Annotated in this window: 25 protein-coding genes, 1 pseudogene and 3 riboswitches; of the genes and pseudogenes, 15 read left to right on the top strand and 11 right to left on the bottom strand. The window is 47.7% G+C overall.

What is annotated here, in order from left to right; all coding sequences use genetic code 11:
• Positions 1-1398: an FAD-binding oxidoreductase gene (locus AAV35_RS11070; RefSeq protein ID WP_008588096.1), complete on the top strand. Its 1398-nt coding sequence runs from the start codon at positions 1-3 to the stop codon at positions 1396-1398.
• Positions 1395-2384: a bile acid:sodium symporter family protein gene (locus tag AAV35_RS11065; RefSeq protein ID WP_008588098.1), complete on the top strand. Its 990-nt coding sequence runs from the start codon at positions 1395-1397 to the stop codon at positions 2382-2384. Before AAV35_RS11070 ends, AAV35_RS11065 begins: the two co-directional genes overlap by 4 nt.
• Positions 2385-2461: 77 nt before the next feature.
• Here AAV35_RS11065 and AAV35_RS11060 read toward each other — a convergent pair whose 3' ends face one another.
• Positions 2462-3364 (bottom strand): DMT family transporter, encoded by a 903-nt coding sequence (locus AAV35_RS11060; RefSeq protein WP_040609118.1) that lies wholly within the window; start codon positions 3362-3364, stop codon positions 2462-2464.
• A 181-nt stretch (positions 3365-3545) separates the two neighbouring features.
• Here AAV35_RS11060 and AAV35_RS11055 point away from each other — a divergent pair, with 181 nt between their 5' ends.
• Positions 3546-4391, top strand: coding sequence for a nucleotidyltransferase domain-containing protein (locus tag AAV35_RS11055; RefSeq protein ID WP_008588103.1), 846 nt, complete (start codon positions 3546-3548; stop codon positions 4389-4391).
• 167 nt (positions 4392-4558) lie between these two features.
• Here the strand turns inward: AAV35_RS11055 and AAV35_RS11050 are convergent, their stop codons facing one another.
• Genes AAV35_RS11050 through AAV35_RS11030 form a run of 5 tightly spaced genes read right to left on the bottom strand, consistent with a single transcriptional unit; the run spans position 4559 to position 8297 of the window.
• Entirely contained in the window at positions 4559-5575 is a 1017-nt protein-coding gene (locus AAV35_RS11050) for a thiazole biosynthesis adenylyltransferase ThiF (RefSeq protein ID WP_008588105.1), read from the bottom strand.
• A complete protein-coding gene (locus AAV35_RS11045; protein WP_008588108.1) occupies positions 5575-6339 on the bottom strand; it encodes a thiazole synthase in 765 nt (254 codons plus the stop codon). Before AAV35_RS11045 ends, AAV35_RS11050 begins: the two co-directional genes overlap by 1 nt.
• A gap of 1 nt (position 6340) precedes the next feature.
• Positions 6341-6544 carry a sulfur carrier protein ThiS gene (gene thiS, locus AAV35_RS11040; protein ID WP_008588111.1) on the bottom strand — a complete coding sequence of 68 codons (204 nt, stop codon included), beginning with the start codon at positions 6542-6544 and terminating at the stop codon, positions 6341-6343.
• 24 nt (positions 6545-6568) lie between these two features.
• On the bottom strand, positions 6569-7657 hold the full coding sequence (gene thiO / locus AAV35_RS11035) for a glycine oxidase ThiO (protein ID WP_008588113.1): 1089 nt from the start codon (positions 7655-7657) through the stop codon (positions 6569-6571).
• On the bottom strand, positions 7650-8297 hold the full coding sequence (locus AAV35_RS11030; RefSeq protein WP_008588115.1) for a thiamine phosphate synthase: 648 nt from the start codon (positions 8295-8297) through the stop codon (positions 7650-7652). The genes thiO and AAV35_RS11030 overlap by 8 nt, the downstream gene beginning before the upstream one ends.
• 97 nt (positions 8298-8394) lie before the next feature.
• A riboswitch (TPP riboswitch) is annotated at positions 8395-8505 on the bottom strand.
• Between the two features lie 219 nt (positions 8506-8724).
• Between AAV35_RS11030 and AAV35_RS11025 the strand changes: the two genes are divergently transcribed.
• Positions 8725-9240, top strand: coding sequence for a pyridoxamine 5'-phosphate oxidase family protein (locus tag AAV35_RS11025; protein ID WP_008588118.1), 516 nt, complete (start codon positions 8725-8727; stop codon positions 9238-9240).
• A 116-nt stretch (positions 9241-9356) separates the two neighbouring features.
• Here AAV35_RS11025 and AAV35_RS11020 read toward each other — a convergent pair whose 3' ends face one another.
• The 4 genes from AAV35_RS11020 to AAV35_RS11010 form a co-directional block, all read right to left on the bottom strand.
• A complete protein-coding gene (locus AAV35_RS11020; protein ID WP_237757018.1) occupies positions 9357-10430 on the bottom strand; it encodes an SLC5/6 family protein in 1074 nt (357 codons plus the stop codon).
• Positions 10431-10451: 21 nt separating this feature from the next.
• Positions 10452-10970, bottom strand: coding sequence for a sodium:solute symporter family transporter (locus AAV35_RS14570; protein WP_237757019.1), 519 nt, complete (start codon positions 10968-10970; stop codon positions 10452-10454).
• Positions 10971-11060: 90 nt separating this feature from the next.
• Positions 11061-11168, bottom strand: a riboswitch (SAM riboswitch).
• 144 nt (positions 11169-11312) lie between these two features.
• Positions 11313-12740, bottom strand: a complete 1428-nt coding sequence (gene aspA / locus AAV35_RS11015) for an aspartate ammonia-lyase (protein WP_008588120.1) — start codon at positions 12738-12740, stop codon at positions 11313-11315.
• 29 nt (positions 12741-12769) lie between these two features.
• Positions 12770-14008, bottom strand: coding sequence for a dicarboxylate/amino acid:cation symporter (locus AAV35_RS11010; protein WP_008588122.1), 1239 nt, complete (start codon positions 14006-14008; stop codon positions 12770-12772).
• 113 nt (positions 14009-14121) lie between these two features.
• Between AAV35_RS11010 and AAV35_RS11005 the strand changes: the two genes are divergently transcribed.
• Together AAV35_RS11005 and AAV35_RS11000 are read left to right on the top strand one after the other, a co-directional pair.
• Entirely contained in the window at positions 14122-15411 is a 1290-nt protein-coding gene (locus tag AAV35_RS11005) for an ATP-binding protein (protein ID WP_008588124.1), read from the top strand.
• Positions 15389-16294 carry a response regulator gene (locus AAV35_RS11000; RefSeq protein WP_008588126.1) on the top strand — a complete coding sequence of 302 codons (906 nt, stop codon included), beginning with the start codon at positions 15389-15391 and terminating at the stop codon, positions 16292-16294. Before AAV35_RS11005 ends, AAV35_RS11000 begins: the two co-directional genes overlap by 23 nt.
• Positions 16295-16341: 47 nt before the next feature.
• Here AAV35_RS11000 and AAV35_RS10995 read toward each other — a convergent pair whose 3' ends face one another.
• Positions 16342-16764, bottom strand: coding sequence for a CBS domain-containing protein (locus AAV35_RS10995; RefSeq protein WP_008588128.1), 423 nt, complete (start codon positions 16762-16764; stop codon positions 16342-16344).
• A 206-nt stretch (positions 16765-16970) separates the two neighbouring features.
• Between AAV35_RS10995 and AAV35_RS10990 the strand changes: the two genes are divergently transcribed.
• The 9 genes and pseudogenes from AAV35_RS10990 (at position 16971) to AAV35_RS10950 (ending at position 23088) form a co-directional block, all read left to right on the top strand.
• A complete protein-coding gene (locus tag AAV35_RS10990; RefSeq protein ID WP_008588131.1) occupies positions 16971-17270 on the top strand; it encodes a hypothetical protein in 300 nt (99 codons plus the stop codon).
• A 35-nt stretch (positions 17271-17305) separates the two neighbouring features.
• Positions 17306-17500, top strand: coding sequence for a hypothetical protein (locus tag AAV35_RS10985; RefSeq protein WP_008588133.1), 195 nt, complete (start codon positions 17306-17308; stop codon positions 17498-17500).
• Between the two features lie 73 nt (positions 17501-17573).
• A complete protein-coding gene (locus AAV35_RS10980; protein WP_008588135.1) occupies positions 17574-17861 on the top strand; it encodes a hypothetical protein in 288 nt (95 codons plus the stop codon).
• Positions 17862-18016: 155 nt separating this feature from the next.
• Positions 18017-18682: pseudogene (locus AAV35_RS14565) on the top strand (DUF1028 domain-containing protein).
• 54 nt (positions 18683-18736) lie between these two features.
• Positions 18737-19768 carry a S66 family peptidase gene (locus AAV35_RS10970; RefSeq protein WP_008588137.1) on the top strand — a complete coding sequence of 344 codons (1032 nt, stop codon included), beginning with the start codon at positions 18737-18739 and terminating at the stop codon, positions 19766-19768.
• Positions 19769-19800: 32 nt separating this feature from the next.
• The gene (locus tag AAV35_RS10965; protein WP_008588139.1) at positions 19801-20274 is read left to right on the top strand and encodes a GNAT family N-acetyltransferase; all 474 of its coding nucleotides are present in this window, start codon (positions 19801-19803) and stop codon (positions 20272-20274) included.
• 79 nt (positions 20275-20353) lie between these two features.
• Positions 20354-20469: riboswitch (SAM riboswitch) on the top strand.
• A gap of 86 nt (positions 20470-20555) precedes the next feature.
• Positions 20556-21584, top strand: a complete 1029-nt coding sequence (locus AAV35_RS10960) for a methionine ABC transporter ATP-binding protein (protein WP_008588141.1) — start codon at positions 20556-20558, stop codon at positions 21582-21584.
• The gene (locus tag AAV35_RS10955; RefSeq protein ID WP_008588142.1) at positions 21574-22236 is read left to right on the top strand and encodes a methionine ABC transporter permease; all 663 of its coding nucleotides are present in this window, start codon (positions 21574-21576) and stop codon (positions 22234-22236) included. The genes AAV35_RS10960 and AAV35_RS10955 overlap by 11 nt, the downstream gene beginning before the upstream one ends.
• 18 nt (positions 22237-22254) lie before the next feature.
• Positions 22255-23088 (top strand): MetQ/NlpA family ABC transporter substrate-binding protein, encoded by an 834-nt coding sequence (locus AAV35_RS10950; protein ID WP_008588144.1) that lies wholly within the window; start codon positions 22255-22257, stop codon positions 23086-23088.
• Positions 23089-23098: the final 10 nt, after the last annotated feature.

Below are 23098 nucleotides of genomic sequence, written 5' to 3'. Positions count from 1 at the left end.
ATGACTACATACCCGGCAACGCTGCAGGAAGAGCTGCTGAAATTTTTGAGGAATGATCAGGTGAGTGCGAACGATACCGTGCTCGCCAATCATAGCAAAGATGAATCTTACCACGAGTGGAGCACCCCTGATCTCGTCGTTTTTCCGGAGAAGGCGGAGGAAGTTAGTCAAATTATGAAAGCAGCTGAAACTTCAGGGGTCCCGGTCATTCCGTTCGGACTGGGCTCGAGTCTTGAGGGAAATGTGATCGCTTATGATAAGGGGATTACGATCGACTTTTCCTCCATGAATAGAGTAACGGAAGTGCGGGATAAGGACTTCCTCGTGAAAGTGCAGCCCGGGGTGACGAGGTCGCAGCTGAATAAAGAACTGAAAAAATATGGGCTGTTCTTCTCTGTGGACCCGGGAGCCGATGCTACGCTCGGCGGGATGGCCGCCACGAACGCAAGCGGGACGACTTCCGTGAAATATGGGGTGATGAAAGACCAGATCCAGAGTCTTGAAGTCGTTACACCGGGTGGAGATATCATTCATACCGGAAGCCTTGCCAGAAAATCTTCGTCCGGCTATGATCTCACCAGTCTTTATGTAGGCTCCGAAGGGACACTTGGCTGTATTACGGAGCTTACGCTAAGAGTGTACGGCATCCCTGAACATGTCATGGCTGCGAGAGCTTCTTTCCCGACCATCGATTATGCGGTGGGAGCAGTGATTTCCATGTTGCAGGCAGGGGTTCCGGTCGCCCGTGTGGAACTGCTGGATGAAGCATCGATACGGCAGGTGAACCGGTTCAATGATACGGATTACATAGAAAAGGCGACGCTGTTCCTTGAATTCCACGGAAACGAAGCAGGATTGCAGGAGGACGTCGCCTTTATGGAAGAGATCGTATCGAGTCATAAGTGTGAAGCTATTGATTTCGAGAAAGATAATGCGGCCCGCGTGAAGCTCTGGGAAGCGCGTCACAATCTCGCCTATGCCTACATCCATGACAGCCCGGGCAAAAAGATGATGGTTACGGACGTCTGTCTTCCGATATCGGAACTCGGCGGGGCCATCCGGCACGGCAGAGAGAAGATGACGGAGCTGGGTCTTGATGGAGGGATCCTCGGTCATGTCGGCGACGGAAACTATCACGCTCTTCTCATGATTGATATGGAAAAAGAGGAAGAACGCAGAAAAGCTGAAATGTTCAATGAAGAGATTGTGGAATACGCCCTGGCCCGCGGAGGCACCTGTACGGGGGAGCACGGCGTCGGAAAAGGGAAAATGAAGTATCAGGAAAGAGAGCACGGAAAAGCTCTTCCTGTCATGCAGGCGATTAAAGAAGCGCTCGATCCTAAAGGAATTATGAATCCCGGTAAGCTTATTCATAACGGAAGGGGGAACGGACAATGAAGGTGATCGAGTCCGTCAGTCGCGTCGCCGGAAAATATTTTGCGCTGTGGGTCATAGCAGCCGCTCTTATATCTTTTTTTGTACCGGAAGTCTTTCTCGGTCTCGGGGCGTATATAACCATTCTGCTTGGAGTAGTCATGTTCGGTATCGGTCTTACGATGCAGCCGGTCGATTTTAAACTGGTCATGAAAAAACCGCTCCCGGTGATTGCCGGTGTGGCGGCCCAGTACGTACTTATGCCGCTGACGGCACTCGGAATCGCTTATTTGCTCAACTTGCCTGCGGAACTGGCGGCCGGTCTGGTCCTGCTCGGTTCTGTTCCGGGAGGCACGGCGTCGAACGTCATGGTATATCTCGCCAAAGGGAACCTGGCATTGTCTGTCGCGATGACTTCTTTCTCTACACTGCTGGCCCCGATTCTGACGCCTGCCATCTTACTGATGCTTGCAGGCCAGTGGCTGCCGGTGGATCCTGTGTCCATGTTTCTGTCAATCGTGCAGGTCATCATCGTTCCTATTACGCTTGGACTTCTCGTCAGGAAACTGTTTCCGGAAACGGTGGACAAAAGCGCCACGGCTGTGCCGCTCATTTCCGTACTGGCTATCATCACCATCGTCTGTGCGGTAGTAGCTGTAAACGTCGAGAGTATTACAAGTTCCGGACTGCAGATCTTTGCAGCTGTGATGCTGCACAATCTGATTGGCCTTATCCTCGGCTACGGAGCGGCTGTGTTGATGCGACTCGATGAAAGTAAACGGCGTGCCATATCCATTGAAGTGGGCATGCAAAACTCCGGACTCGGCGTAGCGCTCGCTACGGCACACTTCGGACCTCTCGCAGCTTTACCGAATGTGGTCGCGGCCGTGTGGCATAATATCTCAGGGCCCATTCTGGCCACCTTCTGGTCGAAGAAACCGGTGAGTGGAGAGGATGAGCCCGAAGTTGAGGAGGAGCTGGAGAGCAGAGTGAAAAGATCGGGAACATAAGAGGGGAAACGTTGCAAAAAATATTTATGGATACAGAAAAAACACGAAGGCATCCCGGTATACGGTGTCTTCGTGTTTTAGTGAGTGGGAAGTCTTTGTCCGGTGATACGCCGCTTCCACTGATAGGTTGAGAATATAACACCGCCCACTATCAGAAGAGCTCCGGCTATTTCCACGTCCGTGATGGGTTTGTGAAGCAGTACGAGTCCTGTAATCATGGCCACAAAGGGTTCCAGGTTCGATAAGATGGAAGCTTTGGAAGCATCCACCTGTCTGATATTCGTATTCCATATGAGTGTAGCTATACCGTGAACGGTAATCGCGGTTCCGATCAGGAAAGCCCAGTCGAAAGTCGTGACACCGAATCGTATCGGATCGTCCCACATAAAGACGAAAGGGATGGATATGAGAAAGCCGATAATATTGGAATAGAGAGTGATAGGGAGCGGGTCTATGCGCTTCGAGAGCACGCGTGTCATTATGATCATTATGGCGAAGGTTATCATTGTCACTACTATCCATAATAGTCCTCTATCCACCTGTAAAACCGTAAAACTTCCTTTCGTAACCACGAGAAAGATACCGGTAATCGCAATTACCGACCCGAGCAGCATACGGACCGTCAATCTCTCTTTCAGGAATGTGGCCCCCAGAACGCCGGCTAAAATAGGCGTCGTGGCAAGAATGAGAGCGGACGTTGTCGGGTCTGCCGTTTCCAGTCCAACAAAAAAAGACCATTGGTTGATAAATACACCAATAACCCCTAAGACGGAAATCGCTATCCATTCTGTTTTACCTAAACGATTCACACGTTTCTTTGTGAAGGACGCCAGACCGAGCAACAGCAACACAATAAAGAAAAGCCGCAAAGACGTCAGTAATGCCGGGGAGAAACTCTGCAGCAGTATTTTCCCGAAAACGAAATTGCTGCCCCATACGACGACGCAGAAAACCAGCCAGGAATAAGCTTTAACATGTATAATCCAGTCTCCTCTTTCTAAAGTAACGACTTATATATTTTAAGCTTTTGAAACCCGTTTGTATACCTTTCCGCTTTGATGAAGAATAAATGATTTTCCAGGTAAAAGGGGCAGGAGTATTCGGGGAGGAAAGAATAAATGAAATATGGGGAAGAAAAAAAGATGGGGGTAATAATTACAAATGAATGAAATTAAAAAAATAGGTACGTTGTGTCCTTTGGATACTCAAGGGTACATCATCAACCAGGCTGCGCCTGCATATATTGATAATAAATTTCTGGAAGTCATCGAGCTCATTAACAAAAGCTGTCTCTCCGCTTTGCCGGGGGAAATCCACAGCATTTATTTGAGAGGTTCCGTTCCAAGAGGGGCGGAGGTGGAAGGTGTGTCGGATGTAGACCTAATAGTCGTAACCTATTTCAATCCTGAAAATCTTGATTTGGATTGGACAGAAGAGACGACTCGATACATCAATGAGAAGTATTCTTTTATAAATGGTGTTGAATTAGGATTTAGTCCTCTCGGGGAAGTGAGAGAGCACGAGTACTGCTCCATGATTCCGTTCATTTTAAAAACTTACGGGGTCTGTGTGTACGGGGAGAATCTTATCAGTGAGCTTCCTGATTACAAACCTGACAGTTCACTCGCAAATGAACATCTCTTTCGTTTGTCTACTTTGATCGACAGAGCCAAACACGAGCTTGAAGGGAATGAAGATACAGAGGATATTGAAGATTGCTGTTCATGGATTATGCGGATCATAGTGAGAGCCGGCGGAGCGCTTGTTATAATTCAGGAAGAGGCGTATACGAGAGATTTGTATCCGGCATATGAATTGTTTTCGAAGCATTATCCCGAGAAAGAGAAAGAAATGAGGACGGCTCTTTGGTATGCAATAAATCCTTCATCCGATTCTGGAGAAATAAAGAAGTTTCTGGATTGTTTTGGGAACTGGATCGAAGAGGAAACAGAAAATTGGCTTGATATTTATAACAAAGAAAGAAAAATCCATCTGCCACTTGCGTAATCCGGAACAGGAATTTGCGTATTCAAAAGTTGAAATAATAAGAACGATACGTACTATCCAAATGAAAAAGTCTGGGGGGTGATACACCCCCAAACCATGGAGCATTACAGATAAACCTGTAAGGTTACTGCTAAGAACTCGATTAACAGAGCGGGCATTACACCACTTTAACCAAAATATCGGTGATACAGGGACCTGGCTTCCGCAATATCACTGGTACCATGCACCAGTACGCGTCCGTCCTGAAACAGGACAAGCCGGTTAGCACCAGTGGAGAAAGAAAGGAGAAACGGGTTTTGTTCGACCTCACCTAATGGAGAAAGGTCTTCGGCCGTTCGCTTCAGATCCGGTTTACGTGTGGAGGAGGGACGGATCTGGACTGTATCCCTCCCACACAGAACAGCTGTCCTGGTCTGGTTTTGATAATCCAGGAACGGATAGGAAGGGGAGGTGCCGCACGATGAACAATTATCGTTTTTAAGCATTTGCACATCAATAGAAGAGTGCTGATTGCTCCATAGATCGAAAGAAACGAGATTCTCACGTAACGCATCCCGGTTCCCGGTTAAAATCTTCAGTGCCTCTGCCCCCTGATGTGCCGTTACCAGTTGAACGATGGGGCTGATGATACCGGCCGTATCACAAGTTAAACCGCCGAGCGGAACCTGTTCCATCATGCAGTGGAGGCATGAGGTCTCACCGGGGATGATTGTGTAACTGATACCGTAACTTCCGACGACTGCCCCATAAATCCAGGGGATATTGTGCTTCTGGGAAATATCATTCATAATCATACGGATTTCGAAATTGTCTGTAGCATCGAGCATCAGATCCACTCCGCCGATGAGCTCTTCCAAATTCCAGGGCGTCACGTCCGTAACGTGAGCTTTGATTCTCACATCCTGATTAATAGCTTCCAACTTCTCCTTCAGTGCAATAGCTTTCGGGAGGCGGTTCTGTGCATCTTCTTCAGTGTACAGCTGTTGTCGCTGAAGATTGCTCCATTCCACGTAATCTCTATCTGCAATCGTTATTTTGCCGGCACCGGCACGGGTGAACATTTCCGCTGTACTGGTCCCGAGAGCCCCGGCCCCTATAATTAGGATATGGGCGTGCTGTAATTTTCTTTGTCCGTCAGTGCCGATGGGGGAAAATAATGTTTGTCTCGAGTAACGCTGTTCCATCAGAAACTGATTCCCTCTTCCGGACTGCTGGCGGTAGCGTACCGTTTTTTTGGTATTTTTCCGGCCTCGAATCCGAGTCTTCCTGACTGCACGGCCAGTTTCATCGCCTCAGCCATTTTTACGGGGTCTGGAGAGCCAGATACAGCTGTGTTCAGCAAAATACCGTCCGCTCCGAGTTCCATAGCCGTGACCACGTCCTGTGGAGACCTTATACCTGCATCCACAATCACCGGTACGTGTGACTGCTCAATGATCAGACTCAGGTTCAGAGGGTTGATAATGCCTTGCCCCGATCCGATTGGTGACGCTCCCGGCATGATAGCGTGAGCCCCGAGTTCTTCCAGCTTCCTGGCTAAAACCACATCGTCGGATGTATAAGGGAGGACAATGAATCCTTCCTTCAAAAGTTCTTCGGTAGCTTTCAGTGTTTCCACCGGGTCCGGCAACAGCGTTTTTTTGTCCCCGATCACTTCCACTTTAATCATGTCGCAAAGACCGGAGGCATAAGCCAGCTTGGCCGTTCGTACAGCTTCTTCGGCTGTATATGCCCCTGCCGTGTTCGGTAACAGGTCGTAGTTGCTGGTGCTGATTTTTTCCAAAAGATTGGGTTGGGAAGATTCAAAAATATCCATTCGGCGGACAGAGAAAGTCAGTATTTCTGTTTCGGATGCATCTACCGCCTGTTTTTGTACATTGACATCCGGATATTTGCCGGTTCCGAGCAGTAAGCGGGAGTGAAAAGATTTATTACCGATAGTTAGCATGTCAACCACCTCCTACAAAATTAACCAGTTCTATTTTGTCGCCGTCTTTAACATTTACGGTCGAGTGATTTTCTTTAGTCAGAATGTTTCCGTTGTGTTCAACGACGACCGCCGGCCGGTCGGGTATGAAATAATCGATGACGTCGGAAACAGTTGTAATGTTATTTGATAATTGCACCGTTGTACCATTAATCAAAAGTTCCATAGAATCGCCTCCTTAACGTATCTATCACTGAATCTTAAAGGATTCATATACAGGTTTTCCTTCAATATAATCCGCCATGAGCGACCCGGTGATCGGAGCTAATAAAATACCGTTGCGAAAATGGCCGGCCGCTACCCACAACCCATCGATTTCCGGGTGTTCCCCCATATAGGGGAGGCCTGTCTGTGTCTTGGGCCTGTGCCCGCTCCAAGCTTCGCCCCATTCCGCATGCTGCAGGTCAGGAATTAAACGGATAGCACGTTCCATCAGAGAACGCAGACCTCCGATGCTTACAGAATTATTCGGGTCATCAGGTTTTTGTGTAGCTCCGACAATGAACCTGCCGCCGGCCTTCGGTACGATATAACAGCCAGGTGAAAATATGCTTGCCGTCGTCAGATGTTCTTTATGATAAACGGAGAAACACTCGCCTTTTACCGGATACATGTTCAATGTGTAGCCCGTTTTTTCGAAAAGCTCCCGGCTCCACGTCCCACCAGCAGAAATGACCGTTTGTGCCAAAATATTTCCGGAGGTTGTTTTGACTCCGGTTACGTGTCTGTTTTCGGTCAGAACATCCAGCACTTCCGTATGTTCCATAATCTCTGTACTGAATTCAACGGATGCATGTGCCAGTGCTTTTGTTAACGATGGGGCATTGACCTGGCCGTCTCCGGGCATGTAGAGTCCCCCTGTAACGGAGAGGTGGGAAAGACGGGGTTCTCTCTCCTGTAACCGGCTTCGTGAAAGCCATTCCGAACAATCTCCCGAACGTTGCTGACGTTCATTCTCCCGTTTTAACTGTTTCGCTTCTTCTTCGGTACGGGCGACTCTGACTATGCCATTCTGAATCAGTTCAATGTCTATGCCGCTGACAGATTCCAGTTCTTCTGCTAAAGAAGGGAACATTTCTCTGCTTTCACGAGCGAGCCGGGAGAGCGGGCTGTCAGGACCCACTTCGTTCTGCGCCCCCAGCATTCCGGCTGCAGCTCTGGAGGCTTTTTGTCCGATTTCCTCCTTTTCTATTATGAGCACGCGATAGTTTCTTTTAGAGAGTTGAAAAGCGATCGAGCTACCGATAACACCTCCGCCTGCAATAATAACGTCATACATTTCCTGCGCCTCCTTTGCGTATCGCTTCTCTGTAGGCCACAGCTTTTTCAACGGGATCATCAGCTAGCAGCACACCGGACAGAACGGCAACTCCACTGGCACCGGCTTCCATCACGACGTTGGTATTTTCCGGAGTAATTCCACCAATTGCTAAAACAGGCACTCTTACATGCTGCACGACTTTTTTCAGTTCTCTTATACCTTTAGGGGACAATCCGGGTTTCGAACTGCTGGTGAAAACGTGACCGAAGATTAAATAATCAGCGCCATCGTGCCAGGCTCTGACGGCTTCCTGTACGGAGTGTACGGAGCAGCCGATCGTCAAATCCGGATAAAGGCGACGAACTTTCACCTGATTCATGCTTGCATGAGTGAGTTGTACCCCTTTAGCCTTTACCTTGTCGGCGATGGTCGCCCGGTGGTTAAGAATAAGTTTATGCATGGGCATTCCCACGGAATAAAGCTGCTGGGTAAAACATATCATCTGTCTATCGCTCCATTCTTTTTCCCGGAGATGTACAGAATCCACATAGGGGAGCACCTGACCTATTATTCTCATCAGCTCTTCACCAGGCTGCTGACCAGTGGAGATGACATGAAGTTTTCCTATACTGTCCTGACCTGGTTGCTCAAGTTTCACTGAGACCCCCCCTTTATCGTTTTTTGAAATTAAAAAAGTCACTTTCCTGGTAAAAGAAAAGTGACTTTGAACGTATGATTAAACAAAAAATAGCAAAAATATCGTCCGCACACTTCCCTTCGCCGGTATCAACCGTATCAGGTTCCGAGGGTCTCAAAGTCGATTACTCTGATCTCAGCCTTTTGAAAAGGCACCCCTAGTGATTTATATTAAATTGTAAGTAAATTCTAACATTTGTACAAGTATTGTCAACAGTGTGTTTTTTAACATTCATTTTTATAGTTACTCCTGTTTTTCATAGCTTTCACATACCGAAGCTGTAAAAGCGTCATGTACAAGTTCGGGCAGCAAGTGTAACTGCTTCTACAACAGGGAATAGTAAGGGTGGATATCAAAACATGCCTGGCACCAGAAGGAGGAAGATATGATGACTGATAAACATTCGGAAAATGAAGAAACCCTTAAGCAGATCAAAGAACTCATCAAAGATGAAAAAGTGGCGATGCTGACGACCGTATCTCCGGAGGGCAGACTGAGTTCCCGTCCGATGCACACCCAGGAAGTATTGCTGGACGAGGAAGAATTCTGGTTTATCACGGAGAAAGATACAGATAAATACAGGGATATCGGTAATAACCCTTCGGTGAACCTGGCCTACGCCGGCAGTTCCTACGTGTCTATCAGTGGAACGGCTGAATTCGTGCAGGACGTGGAGAAGAAGAAAGAGTACTGGAATAAAATTGTCGAAAAAGTACTGAATGCTTCGGCCGAAGACCCGAACGTTGTGCTTGTAAAAGTGACTCCTGACGTTGCTGAATACTGGGAAGCAGGTGTGAACGTCAAAACCGTTAAAGAATTCGTGAAAAAGATGGCCAGCAGCAATTCCATGGACGACAAGAATAAACTGAAAGACACCGTCCATTTCGACGAAAATTCGAACTAGATACGATCATTTTTCTGAAAACAGAGAATCCCCGCCCGGAGCGTTGACTCGGGACGGGGATTTTGTTCGTATCGGAGGATGTTTCTGTTTAGTGACGACGAAGGTCTCAATGATTTTTAAGATACCACTTCCTTCTTAGCAACCATTGTGGCCGATTTCGGTTTAATGAACATGATACTCCCGATGAACACGGCTAATACATTCAGAAATAACGTAAGTCCGATGACTCCGGCGGCGTGAAGCGTCTCGTAAAAATAACCGTTAACTGCCAAAAGGACGACGACTGTTCCGAGTATTATACTGCTTTTTACAGGGCTGGCAGCAGATATTTTCCAGGTGCCGTAACTGAAAACGACAGTGAATACTATCATGGTAAGAATATTGACGCTCATCCCCACCCAGACCGGATGGATATTGAGAAAGAAATCCGACGGGTGCCAGTTGCTCAAATGATACCAGAGCAAGCCTGCTGTGAAGCCTCCGAACAGAGAACCGAGAACAGCTCTTTTTGTAACGAGCGGCCAGAACAGCGCAGCAACTACAGGAGCGAAGGTTGCGGAATTTCTCATCGTCCAGGCGAGTACGTTCCACCAGGCCGACTGTTCCGTACGCAGGAAGCCGAAGACAATCATCAGGCCTGTAAGGAGCAGCAGTGACCATTTCGTATACGTGACCAGCTTTTCGGGAGAAGCGTCAGGGAAGATAGCGCTCCCCACATCTTTTCCGAGACTTGTAGCGCCTGAGAACTGACACGGGGCACCCCACCCGAGAGCACAGGCCCAGATACCGAGGAAGAACATCCCGACCAGCGGAGCGGGGAGGACTCCCATCAGGTACCGGGGCAGTGCTATGAGACCGAGACTTGCATCGGGGACAACCGCAGCCGCCGAGAGTCCGAAGAGGATCCCGAAAAGAATGAAGGGGATGCTCATCACTTCTGCCACAATCAGTCCTTTTTGCCCTTCTTCCGGTGTTCTGCAGGACAGAGCCATCTGGAAAGCAGCCTGAGCTAAAATGACGTTCACAAGAAATGTGGCAAACCATACGAGAATGACCTGAAGACCGGCTCCGTCCCAGTCGAACATCCCGGGCTGTTCGACTGCCAGCTGCTGCAGACCGGAAATGCCGGGTTTAATGAAGAACGCTGCTGCACCGATTATGAACATGAGGGCGAAAATGATAGTGTTCATCGTTTGTGTAAAGGCGACCGCCTACATGCCGCCCGACTGTAAATAGACGAATAAAAGAAGGGCTGTGAACGCCACGGATAAAGACAGAGACACGCCGGTGAAGACGTGGAAGGCAGAAGCGAATGCAATGGCCGTGGCCACCGACCACATCGGGAAAGCGAAGGCCGTAATGGCGCCGGATAAAGCTTTGGCACGTCTGCCGAACTGATCACCGATCAATCCGGTGATGGTGACGATCAATTTCTCCCGGAACGATTTTATAAGCAGAAGGGCGATCAGGAGAACCTGCAGTGTTTCTGCGACCCCGTACCATATAGCTGAGATCCCCGTAAGATACGAAAGCTCCACAATCGATATGTACGTTGAACCCGAAAAAAGACCTGTAATACAGAAAGCGACCGTCCACCACCGGAACGTCCGTCCCCCTATAAAATATTGCTCGCCCCGGCCGGCTTTCCGCTTTGCCACGTTGCCGACGATGATTAACGCGAGCGTATATAACAGCGCCAGTGTAATGACCCATACTCCGTAAGAATTCATTTCCTCTCCTCCTTTACATATCTGTACATACAAAAAGAACCCTTCCACTTTTCCGTAAGAAAAATAGAAGGGTTCTCCTGAACGTCCCTGCTCTTATCTTTCAGACAGATAGTGTCTGCTGGAAGAAGCACCTTGTTCTTTACGAACAGGTTGCCGCGGGATCACAGGACCAGATTCCTCCACCGCTCTTGATAAGATGTGTATGAAATTAACGTTCATTCTACCGGGGGAAGAAAAGGAATGTCAATGATTTTTTAGAAATTTCGAAAAATAGAAAAGACAGGACTGTATTTCGTTCTCAAAAAAAGGGACGCCGAAGGGCGTCCCTTTAAAGCTGCTGTATCAGACTGTCATTTCTTCCTTCAGGTGTGCTCCTGCAATACCCGGGTAGGTCATTTCATAACTGTCGAGAATAATTTCCAGGTCTTCATAATTCAAAACCTCATACTCCATACAGAGGGTACGCACCGTTTTGCCCGTTCTTATGCCTTCCTGGGCGATTTGTGAAGAGCGTTCGTAACCGATGTGCGGGCTTAAAGCCGTAATGATTCCAAGGCTTTTCTCCACGTTCTCCCGGAGTACTTCTTCGTTCGCCTGCAGATCTTTCAGGCACAGATCCGTGAAAACGCCGAACCCGTTGTTCATAACAGTGATGGATTCAAGCAGATTGAAAATCATGACCGGTTCCATGACGTTCAGCTCCAACTGTCCGGCTTCTGAAGCCATGCTCACCGTGTGGTCGTTTCCCATAACTTGAAAAGCGATCTGGTTAATAACTTCCGGCATGACCGGGTTCACTTTCCCGGGCATAATGGACGAGCCCGGCTGTCGGGCCGGGAGAGTGATTTCGCTCAGTCCGGTTCTCGGCCCGGAGGCCATCAGACGAAAATCATTCGCTATTTTGGACATGCTCGTCATAGTGTTTTTCAAAGCGGAAGAAACTTCCGTGTAAGCATCGGTGTTCTGGGTAGTGTCTACCAGGTTCTCTGCTGCCCTGAGCGGAAGTCCGCTGATGTCGGCCAGATACTCCACTACGAGCTTCGTGTATACCGGATCGGCGTTCAGACCGGTACCGACCGCTGTTGCCCCCATGTTGATTTCGAACAGATTATCTTTGGAGCGTCTAATCCGGTTGAGGTCGCGTTCGATCACACGCTGGTAGCTTTTCAGTTCCTGTCCGAGCCGGATCGGAACGGCGTCCTGCAGGTGCGTACGTCCGACTTTGATGATGTGATCGAAATCAGCCGCCTTTTTACCGAATGTATCAGCCATCGTTTCCATCGTCTGTTCCAGCCGGGTCATCCCGGTTACAGCAGCGATATGCATTGTGGTAGGGAAGACGTCGTTGGTCGACTGTGCCATATTCACATGGTTATTCGGATTGATATAATCGTAGTCGCCTTTGTCCCGTCCTGCGATTTCAAGAGCCCGATTTGCGATAACTTCGTTCGCATTCATATTCACGGAAGTACCGGCTCCGCCCTGGATAGGATCTACAAGAAACTGGTCATGGTAATAGCCTTCCAGCAGTTCATCGGCAGCCCCGATGATAGCTTCGCTTATGTGAAGAGGGAGGTGGCCGGCGTCCCTGTTCGCCATAGCTGCCGCTTTTTTGACCATAGCCACGGCCGTAATCATGGAATCATCGAGGTTGTACCCTGTAATCGGGAAGTTTTCTTTGGCACGCAGTGTCTGGATGCCGTAGTAAGCTTCGGCGGGAATCTCTTTTTCTCCGATAGAGTCTGTTTCTGTACGATATAAACGGTTCATGGTATCTTTCCTTTCCCTGTGGATTCTTATTACCCGTAGTGGGCGGTTGTGTAGTTTTCTTCGTCTTCCAGAACATCGGGGCGGTTCCTGTCAGACGGGCTGACAACGACTGCGGCTGATGCATCCCCGAGAACGTTCACGGAAGTTCTGATCATATCCAGAATACGGTCGATTCCTGCGAGCAGTGCTATACCTTCGAGTGGCAGACCGATGGAAGTCATAACCATCGACAGCATAATAAGTCCGGCACTCGGGACGCCGGCGGTTCCGATGGAAGCCAGTGTAGCGGTCAGCACGACGGTAAGCTGATCGATGAAAGTCAGTTCCATTCCAAAGTACTGAGCGACGAACAGCACGCAGACCCCCTGATACAGGGCTGTACCGTTCATGTTGATGGTCGCGCCGAGCGGCAGTACGAAACTGCTGATCTTTTGCGGTACTTTCAATTTTTCTTCGGAATACTTGATCGTCATAGGTAAAGTTCCCGAGCTGCTGGACGTACTGAAAGCCACCATAATGACCGGTATCAGTTCCTTGAAGAAAGTGACGGGGCTCATCTTGCCGAAAACTTTCACGGAAAACGAGTAGACGAGCAGAACGTGCACGAGTGAGCCGACGAGCAGCGCGAGAATGACCTTGAATAAAGGCCACAGTACGGACACCCCGTATTCCCCGACGGTAGGTGCGATAAGGCCGAATATACCGATGGGGGCGAATCTCATTACGACACCGGTGATTTTATACATGACTTCCGCCAGCTGATCGAATATTTGATAAAGTGTACGTGCTTTTTCACCTGCCATCGTGATACCGATGCCGAGGAAGATGGCAAAGAAGATGACCTGCAGCATGTTACCTTCCGTAAGTGCGGCAATCGGGTTGGTCGGCACAATGTTCAGCAGCGTCTCTTTAATTCCGGGAGTTTCCTGGGCAGCGACCTGTTCACCTTCCGGAACTTCAATATCAACTCCGGTTCCGGGAGAGAACAGATTTCCGCTCAGAAGCCCGATGGAGATGGCGACCGCTGTCGTCACCATGTAGTAGGAAACTGTTTTGAAACTCAGGTTCCCGAGCTCTTTCAGATCCCCGGTGCTGGCAACTCCGACTACCAGGGAAGACAGAACGAGGGGAACAATGATAAATTTAATAAGCCTGAGGAAAAGATCTCCGAGCGGCTGTACTACTTGTATGTCAGGTCCGACGAAAATGCCGAGAACAATTGCTAAAAAGAAAGCGATGAATATTTGGAATACGAGATTATTTTTCATAACAACCCTCCAGTCAATATGTAATACACAATGTAAGCGCATACCTACGGATACATACAGAAATCTACGCATACATACAAATAAATCCGTGAATTTTTGAAGGAGAGACCCTGATGATTAAAAAGAAACTGCTGATTGTTATAATGGTTATTGTGATGGTGCCGCTGGCCGGAGAGCTGAAATTTTATCCGTTCGAGGGAAGCTTCCGGGTAAGTTTCGGCACCCCCCTGTTTTTCTTTTTTCTGCTATGGAGGGCGAATCTGCGCCAGGTCACCCTGACACTGGCAGTAGCGACGTCGGTCGTGCTGTTCCGGACGGGACTGGATGTGTACGGGGGATCGGTGCCGCTTGAGGAAGCGTTCTCCACCCACTTTCCGGTATTCTTTTATTACCTCACCTACGGACTGCTGTTCCGTTTCCTGAAGGTTTCAAAGTACTACCATAAACCTGTCCTGGTCGGGCTGTTAGGAGTTTCCCTGGAGATTATGGCAAGTACGGCCGAGATATTGCTGCGAAGCGGAGTCATGGACCAGCCGGTGAATTTCGGAACGATAGGGCTGTTGCTGGAGGTCGCTTTTATCCGCAGTTTTTTCGTCCTTGGTTTTTTCAACATCCTGCTGTATAAACAGGCGAAAACGGAAGAACTGCAGCAGAAAAAGCAGAAGGAGCATATGATGATGGTGCTGTCCGGTCTGTACACGGAGGCCGTTCATCTGTCCAAAACGATGCGGGATGCCGAAACGGTTACGAAAGAGAGTTACGAGCTTTACCGGAATATGAAAGAGGAAAGCGGAAGGGAGGAATCTTCCTCTCTGCTTGTCATAGCGAATAAAGTGCACGAAATAAAAAAAGATAACCAGCGGATCTACGCCGGGTTATCGAACGTGATTTCAAGGGAAAGTGACACTTCCTGGCTGAGTATGGAAGAGATAGGGAGTATACTGGAAAAGGCCAATGCAGCTTATGCTGAGCTTCTTCGGAAAGACGTACGTTTCACTCTCCGTAATAAAACGGGGGAAAATCGTTATCCGACCTACGTACTCCTTTCCGTACTGAACAACCTTATCTCTAATGCCGTAGAAGCAATTGACGCAGAAGGCAACGTGGAATTGATAGTGGAAAGGAAAGGGAGACATCTGGAAGTGACTGTTTCCGATGATGGTCCGGGGATTCCTGAAAGGATGGAGGAGATTGTTTTTGAAGAAGGCTATACGTCCAAGTTTGATTCTGCCGGTGCCCCGTCTACAGGGATAGGGCTGTCCTACGTACGGGAAGTCGTGAAAAAAATGGACGGGAGAATCCGGCTGCTTCCGTCAGTACAGGGAGCTTCTTTTTTAATTCGGATTCCAGAGGAAAAATTAATGGAAATGGGGAGTGACAATGAATTACTTCATCGTGGATGATGATATATCGGTGAGGGCCATGCTCGCCGAGATGATAGAGGATGCGGATCTCGGAACGGTGGCCGGGGAGAGAACCGACGGCCGGGAAGTGGATACTGCACTGCTTGAGGCTCATCAGGTGGATATTCTGCTGATTGATCTTCTGATGCAGGAAAGAGACGGCATAGAGACGATGCGGGAGATCAGCGGAAGCTATACGGGAAAAACGGTGATGATATCCCAGATGGAAAGTAAAGATCTGATAGGGGAAGCGTACTCACTCGGTATCGAATACTACATTACGAAACCGTTGAACCGGATCGAGGTGGTCAACATTCTGAAAAAAGTTAAGGAAAGACTGGTGCTGGAGCGATCCATAGAAAATATTCAGCAGTCTCTGCAGGCGGTAACGGGAAAAAGCGCCGGAACCGGGAGTGCGGCTGCTTCCAGAAGCATTAAGGAAGAAGGATACAAAGTACTGGTGGAACTCGGAATGGTCGGGGAGAACGGCTCCAGGGATCTGCTGGATATCATCTATTATCTGGATCAGAATAATATGACGGGAGGAGAGGAAATAACTTCCCTGAAGAATGTCTATCAGAAGACGGCTGCCGACAAGATGAAAGAAGGAGCGAAGCAGCCAGGTCTGCAGCGGGAAGTGAAAGCGGCGGAACAGCGCGTCCGGCGGGCTGTACATCAGGGTATTTCGCACATCGCCTCGGTCGGACTGGATGATTTCAGCAATCCTGTGTTCAGTAAATACGCTTCGACATTTTTTGACTATGAACAGGTACGGAAGAAAATGATGGAGCTTGAGAAAGAGAAGAGATACAGAATAAGAGTCGATACGAAGAAATTTATTCAGATGCTGTACTGGGAAGCAAAACGCCGGATGCAGACGTAAAAAAGCTGAGACGAGGGGGGATCCCTGTCTCAGCTTTTTGTTTGAACTCAGTTGTTGGCGGAGCCTTTGGATAGTTCACCCATAATATAGCCTGCAATCTCATCGGACCCCTGCAAACCGATATCACCTATACTTACGACACCGCTCACTTTATCTTCATCTACTACAAGAAGGCGGCGGATTTGGTGATCCTGCATCAGACGCGCCGCTTCCTGTACTTCCATATCGGAAGTAGCCGTAACGACTTTGTCCGTCATAATGTCTGAAGCTTTTACATTTTCCGCGGATCCTTTAGCCAGGCCGTTCACTACGATGTCACGATCCGTAATTACACCTGCGTACTTATCCTGCTCTGTAATGACGACAAAGCCTACCTCTTCTTCTTTCATGCGTTTTGCTATAGTTGTCAAAGTGTCGGATGCCTCACAAGCTACTACCTCGGTATTCATATAATTCTTAAGTTCTGGCATGATTCCTCCACCTTTCTAATTGAATAATTCGCTTTCCACTTAGAAGTTTTTACTTTTTATGGGTATTTTAAACAATAAATCCCGGGCTTTGTTTCGATTCCTACAAAAGTCAGGGGGGTTCTTGAAAAAGAAATTGAGTTTCTCCTGTTCATTTGAAATAATTGTAACTAATGAAAAAGCTGGAGGAAGAAAGGAGAGGAACGAAAATGGAATTCGATTTTTTCTGGATAGCAGTGGGGATAGCCTTTGCCGGATATTTTATCGGGGAAGGTCTTAAAAACTTCAAAAATCCCGAGTCCGGTGATTCGTTCAGTGAAATCTTCAGGGAGGAAGAAGACTACAAGTTAATAAAGGAAAAAGATGTACATTACTACATAGGTGTATCAAAAGAAGATGCCAAAACGCTGCTGCAGGAGTACCCGGATATTCCGCACGTTACGATCAACGATAAAATTTATTATCCGAAGGCTCAGCTGCACCAATGGTTGAAGAGTATTGGAACGTAACCTGAAGAGCGCAAGATGACAGGGAGGGAGCTTTCATGCTGAAAAAAAGTTTGCGGTTCAGCATCATATTCTTTACGGTCACCACTATATGGCAGTGGGGCTTTGAATCGGCGATTTCGTGGGGGGAGAATATAGCGAGCGCATGTGCAAGTTTTTTCATTTACTTTCTGGTAGAGTTGTCCGCGAAAGATTATGACAGGCAAATAAAAAGCGAAAATAATGAGCTTTAAATAAATTGAAACGCGTCCTCTTTTTAATCGTATGCTAAGAAAAGCGTTTTCTCACAGGGGAGGCTCAGGCTATATGGAAGTGTTTTTGATGTTAATTTTTGCAATACTTCTACTTTTCGGTTTTAACCGGCTGATGGGTTACAAAAAAGGTAACATCACGATCGATTTTGACGATAGATATGTAAATCACAAGAAGTACGTAGAAGCTATACAACAGGAACTCGCCTCACAGGGAAGGCAAGTCAGTTATAAAGGTAACCGGAAGTTTATTATAGATGGCCAGTCCTACATTTTCATGGAGCAGAATATTTCCATGGGCGGTGTGCCTCTCCAAAGGACGATTCTTAAACCTAAAAAATGACAGCCTTTTAGCTCGCAGGAATTGAGAAGCAGAAAATGTCTGCTAATCATTTAAATAAGGCATGCCTGCTGGTTATAAACAAGATTTCTGGATACAGGAAAGATCCGATAACGTAGAATTTAAAATAAAAACACTATCCAAAGGAGGATAAAAAAATGACTTTTTCTATTACAGCAAAATGCAAAGAGACCGGACAGTTTGGAGTAGCAGTATCCACTAAAGTACCGGCGGTGGGGGCTCTATGTCCATTCACCGCACCAAAAACCGGAGCCGTAGCCACCCAGTCTTTCGTCAATCCTTACATCGGAATTAACGGTATCCGATATCTTGAGGAAGGTTTTTCCGCAGAGAAAGCGAAAGAAAAGGTTTTAAAAGAAGATGCACAACCAGCTATCCGGCAGTTCTGTATCGTGGACAAGGATGGAAACAGTGCCGCTTTTTCAGGAGACTAATGCGAAGGATGGTATGGACACCGGGAAGGAGATCATTTTGCGGTAGCGGGAAATATGCTCACCGGACCCGAGACGATCCAGGCGATGTATGACTCTTTTCTGGAAACCGAAGGTAAACCACTATCCGAAAGGCTTATTATGGCTTTGCAGGCCGGCCAGGATGAGGGAGGGGACAAGCGTGGCCGGCAGTCAGCTGCCGTGCGCGTTTCGGACACTGAAGAGTACCCTTTAGTCGACCTTCGGGTTGATGAGCATCCTGACCCTGTGAAGGAGCTGTACAGAATTCATCAGGTAGCGGAAGAAGAACTGTTCCCTTTCGTCGGGGATCTTCCCACTAAAGATAACCCTAAAGGAAATTTCGATTCTTAATACAGAGGAAGCTCCGATAAGATAAGAAATAAAGTGGTAAAGGGAGTGTTTTCGTTGTTAATTAAACCGCAAAAACTGAAAGCAGGAGATAAAGTGGCAACAATAAGTACATCTTCAGGCATCGCCGGTGACCCGGACATCCGATGGCGATATGACCAGGGCGTAAAAAGACTTGAAGAAGTGTTCAATTTAGAAGTCGTTCCTATGCCTAACAGTCTAAAGGGCTCTGAATATATTTACGAGCATCCGGAAGCACGTGCGGAAGATTTAATGGAGGCGTTCAGAGACGAGACGATCAAAGGGATCATTGCCAATATCGGAGGGGACGATAGTGTGCGTCTGCTGCCGTATATCGACTTTGAAGTCATCCGGAATAATCCTAAAGTTTTTATGGGATTTTCGGATGTAACAGTTTCTCATCTTTTTTGCCATAAGGCGGGCTTGTCCTCGTTTTATGGACCTGCGATTTTGACCGACTTTGCGGAAAATGTGGAGATGGACGCATATACAGTGAATATGCTGAACCGCACACTTTTCTCCGAAGAAACTATCGGTAACATTCCTCCCGCCAAAGAGTGGACGAGTGAACATTTGGAGTGGGAGGAGGCGAACAAAAACATCCGCCGTAAAATGCAGACAAACTCAGGATATGAAGTTCTGCAGGGCTCCGGCATAGCGCGGGGCAGACTCATCGGCGGTTGTATCGATGTTCTGGAAATGGTAAAAGGAACGGAACTCTGGCCGAAGAAGGATGCGTGGACGGGAGGGATCATCTTCTTCGAAACTTCCGAAGAAAAAACTCCGCCTGAGGATATAAAACGCTGGCTTCGTAATTACGCAACCCAGGGGATTCTTCAGAAGGCCGGCGGCATCATATTCGGTAAGCCGAAAGATGAGACATATTATGAGGAATATAAAGAAGTTATTTCCCGGGTAATGAAAGAGTATGACCTCGAGAATCTTCCTGTGCTTTATAACTTGAATTTTGGCCATACGGAGCCGAAATTTCTCCTTCCTTATGGAGCGCAGGCGGAAATTAATTGCAGTGAAAAAACTTTTTCCATTCTGGAAAGTGGAGTGGAATGACCGGCATTTTATAATGAAAGCAGGGACGGTTTATGAATTTTGGAATAGAAAGTATGACTGAAGAATCAGCTATACGGACGTTGAAGTGGAAGTACAGAGAACCTTACGATTTTTACAATTGTATATTTAATGAAAAAGAGATAAATGAAAGACTGGATGGTTCATACAAAGTCGTTGTCGATGAATACTCGGAAGAAGTTTTTGGGTTTTTTTGCCTGGGGGAGTCGGCCCGCATCCCGGCGGGGCACCAGCACGGGGTATATGACGAGGAATGCGTGGATCTCGGAGTCGGTATGAAGCCCGAAAAAACAGGGAAGGGGCACGGGTTTAAGTTTATGTCCTTTATTGTGGAATACATAAGAGAACATTACGGAAAGGTGTGTATAAGATTGTCCGTAGCTGTTTTTAACGAGCGGGCAATTCGTCTGTACAAAAATTCAGGATTTGAGCTCAGAAGTTCTTTCCTTACCGATACTTCCTCTTTCATTACAATGGTAAGAGAATAAATAATTTTCAAAAAATGATTGACGGTAAAGACGCGAGTATATTAATATAGTCTACATCACAAAAAACTATAAACGTATCTTCTTATCCAGAGAGGTGGAGGGACTGGCCCTTTGAAACCTCGGCAGCGGAACTGATGGAATTCCATCGGAAACCGTGCCAATTCCAGCAGGTGCATCGCACTTGAAAGATGAGAAGAGACGGTTTTCTAAATTTTATTAGAAGACCCCTCTTCCATTTTTCTGGAAGAGGGGTCTTTTCGTTTAAGTAAGGAGGATGGAGCATGATTCAGTTCGAGAACGTTTCGAAAGTGTATGAGCACAACGGAAAAGAGTTGCGGGCGGTGGATGGCGTAGACATATCTATCGAGAAAGGTGAAATTTTCGGAGTGATCGGGTTCAGTGGAGCCGGGAAAAGTACGCTTGTCCGGTTGGTGAATCTGCTGGAGCAGCCTTCCGGGGGCAATATATTAGTGGAGGAGGATGATTTGTCCCGGTTGTCCAAGCCCGGACTCAGGAAAATGCGCAAGCGTATCGGGATGATCTTCCAGCACTTTAACTTACTGGAGTCTAAAACGGTTTTACATAATGTCGCCTTCCCGCTGATCATTTCCGGCACTCCCAAGAAAAAAATAAAAGCCAGAGTGGAAGAGGTCCTTGATTTCGTAGGACTTTCGGATAAAGCACATCAGTATCCGGAAGAACTCTCGGGTGGTCAGAAACAGCGGGTAGGTATTGCCCGGGCGCTTGTTACATCACCGGACATTTTATTATGTGACGAAGCGACTTCGGCACTTGATCCGGAGACGACGAAGTCGATCCTTCAGTTACTGAAAAGAGTACGCGACGAGTATAATCTTACGATATTGATGATTACTCACGAAATGAACGCAGTCCGGGAAGTGTGCGACCGTGTCGCTGTCATGGAAAACGGCCAGGTCATTGAACAGGGGTCCATTTTCGAACTGTTCTCGAATCCTCAGCACCCGACGACGAAAAACTTTATCCAGTCGGTGATGGAGAGCGATATCCCGCCTTCCATCCTCTCGGGTATTGAAGAACGCGGGGGAGGACGTCACGTATACCGGGTCACATTCGTCCGGGAGAAGGCTGCTCAGCCCATCTTTTCGCAGGTAGCCAAAAACTATCAGGTCGAAGTGAACGTTCTTTTCGGACAAATTACGGAACTGCAGGGGATCCCGTTTGGCCAGCTGGTAGTGGAACTGCTTGGGGAAGACAGGGAGATTGTCAGAGCACTGGATTATATACAGCGGACAGTAAGCGTCCAGGAGGTGGAAGCTGATGCAGGTTAATTTACTGGAATTCTGGCCAAAGATTTTGCAGGCCATCAACGAAACATTGATTATGGTAGGGGTGTCACTGGTGGTAGCGGCACTCATCGGTATCCCGCTTGGAATCGCACTTGTCGTTACGAGACAGGGCGGGCTTCTCCAAAATAGCGCATTTTTCAAAGGGTTGAGCGTAGTGATCAACTTCTTCCGATCCATCCCGTTCATTATTCTTCTTGTAGCGATCCTCCCTCTTACAAGGTTTCTGGTCGGCACGTCTATTGGAACTGCAGCGGCTGTCGTACCGCTCGTACTATTTTCAGGACCTTATATAGCAAGGCTGGTGGAAAGCAGTCTTATGGAAGTGAAACCCGGCGTCGTGGAGGCGGCAGAAGCGATGGGAGCCTCTCCTTGGCAGATTATATTACGAGTATATGTACCGGAAGCCTTGAGTGCGATCGTGCTGAACCTGACGATAGCGACGATCGGCTTAGTTGGGGCATCTGCCATGGCCGGCTTCGTCGGAGGAGGAGGTCTTGGAGACCTGGCGATAGCCTACGGATATCAGCGGTTCGAAACGGATATTATGATCGTTACGGTTCTGCTGCTCGTACTGCTTGTACAAATCGTGCAGACATTGGGAAACGTGTTATCCAAAAAAATGAGAAGACAATAGGCGGGAGGATTTATTAAAATGAGAAAATTAATTGTACTACTTGGTCTGGTAATAGCGGCCGGGACATTATTCGCAGGATGCAGTAAGGAAAGTGGGGCTTCGGGAAGTGACGAAGTCGTTAAAGTAGGTCTGAATGGATCCGGCGTACCTATCTGGGAGAAAGTGAAGGAAAAAGCAGCCGAAGAAGGAATTGAAATAGAGCTCGTGGAGTTTTCGGATTACGTTCGTCCCAACATGGCTCTGGCGGACGGGGATATCGATTTGAATGCCTTTCAGACCGTTTCCTACTTCGACTCTTTTATTGAAGAACGGAACCTCGATCTCGAACCTATCGCTACTACAATCATTGCGCCGATGGGTGTGTACTCGGAAGAATATGAAGATGTAAAAAATATTCCGGAAGGGAGTTCTATTGCCTTACCGAAAGAAGCTACAAATATGGGGCGTGCCCTTCTTCTGTTGGAGAAAGCAGAACTGATCGGTCTGCCGGAAGATTTTGACGGGAACGGTTCGCTGGATAAAATAACGGACAATCCTAAGAATCTGCAATTTGAACCGGTCGCAGCTGCCCAGACGCCGCGTGTACTGACTGATGTAGCAGCGTCTGTTATCAACAACGGGGTAGCCGTAGAGGCAGGGTTTGTTCCGGTGGACGACGCTATTTTCATAGAAGATGAGACAGCTGAACCTTATATAAACATTATCGCAGCGCAGGCCGAGGAAGCGGATAAAGAAGTGTATCAGAAAATTGTCGATATATACCAGCAGGAAGATGTGGCAGAACACATTCGTGAAGTGTTCGATGATTCATTGATACCGACGTTCGTCCCTCTCGAAAAAATAGGATGGTAAAGGAGAGTAA

Source organism: Salimicrobium jeotgali, from assembly GCF_001685435.2.
In the GTDB taxonomy this organism is placed as follows: Bacteria; Bacillota; Bacilli; order Bacillales; family Halobacillaceae; genus Salimicrobium; species Salimicrobium album.
Note: the sequence above shows the minus strand (reverse complement) of the source record. Positions and strands in the feature narration are given on the sequence as shown.

Coding starts and splice junctions, on each gene's coding strand:
- AAV35_RS11020 (WP_237757018.1), bottom strand. CDS start 10,430: ATGAACACTATCATTTTCGCCCTCATGTTCATAATCGGTGCAGCAGCG.
- AAV35_RS14570 (WP_237757019.1), bottom strand. CDS start 10,970: ATGAATTCTTACGGAGTATGGGTCATTACACTGGCGCTGTTATATACG.
- AAV35_RS11010 (WP_008588122.1), bottom strand. CDS start 14,008: ATGAAAAATAATCTCGTATTCCAAATATTCATCGCTTTCTTTTTAGCA.
- thiO (WP_008588113.1), bottom strand. CDS start 7,657: ATGTATGACGTTATTATTGCAGGCGGAGGTGTTATCGGTAGCTCGATC.
- AAV35_RS11065 (WP_008588098.1), top strand. CDS start 1,395: ATGAAGGTGATCGAGTCCGTCAGTCGCGTCGCCGGAAAATATTTTGCG.
- aspA (WP_008588120.1), bottom strand. CDS start 12,740: ATGAACCGTTTATATCGTACAGAAACAGACTCTATCGGAGAAAAAGAG.
- AAV35_RS10955 (WP_008588142.1), top strand. CDS start 21,574: ATGCAGGTTAATTTACTGGAATTCTGGCCAAAGATTTTGCAGGCCATC.
- AAV35_RS10980 (WP_008588135.1), top strand. CDS start 17,574: ATGGAAGTGTTTTTGATGTTAATTTTTGCAATACTTCTACTTTTCGGT.
- AAV35_RS11050 (WP_008588105.1), bottom strand. CDS start 5,575: ATGGAACAGCGTTACTCGAGACAAACATTATTTTCCCCCATCGGCACT.
- AAV35_RS10960 (WP_008588141.1), top strand. CDS start 20,556: ATGATTCAGTTCGAGAACGTTTCGAAAGTGTATGAGCACAACGGAAAA.
- AAV35_RS10985 (WP_008588133.1), top strand. CDS start 17,306: ATGCTGAAAAAAAGTTTGCGGTTCAGCATCATATTCTTTACGGTCACC.
- AAV35_RS11055 (WP_008588103.1), top strand. CDS start 3,546: ATGAATGAAATTAAAAAAATAGGTACGTTGTGTCCTTTGGATACTCAA.
- AAV35_RS10950 (WP_008588144.1), top strand. CDS start 22,255: ATGAGAAAATTAATTGTACTACTTGGTCTGGTAATAGCGGCCGGGACA.
- AAV35_RS11005 (WP_008588124.1), top strand. CDS start 14,122: ATGATTAAAAAGAAACTGCTGATTGTTATAATGGTTATTGTGATGGTG.
- AAV35_RS11025 (WP_008588118.1), top strand. CDS start 8,725: ATGACTGATAAACATTCGGAAAATGAAGAAACCCTTAAGCAGATCAAA.
- thiS (WP_008588111.1), bottom strand. CDS start 6,544: ATGGAACTTTTGATTAATGGTACAACGGTGCAATTATCAAATAACATT.
- AAV35_RS10965 (WP_008588139.1), top strand. CDS start 19,801: ATGAATTTTGGAATAGAAAGTATGACTGAAGAATCAGCTATACGGACG.
- AAV35_RS11045 (WP_008588108.1), bottom strand. CDS start 6,339: ATGCTAACTATCGGTAATAAATCTTTTCACTCCCGCTTACTGCTCGGA.
- AAV35_RS10995 (WP_008588128.1), bottom strand. CDS start 16,764: ATGCCAGAACTTAAGAATTATATGAATACCGAGGTAGTAGCTTGTGAG.
- AAV35_RS10990 (WP_008588131.1), top strand. CDS start 16,971: ATGGAATTCGATTTTTTCTGGATAGCAGTGGGGATAGCCTTTGCCGGA.
- AAV35_RS11070 (WP_008588096.1), top strand. CDS start 1: ATGACTACATACCCGGCAACGCTGCAGGAAGAGCTGCTGAAATTTTTG.
- AAV35_RS11000 (WP_008588126.1), top strand. CDS start 15,389: ATGAATTACTTCATCGTGGATGATGATATATCGGTGAGGGCCATGCTC.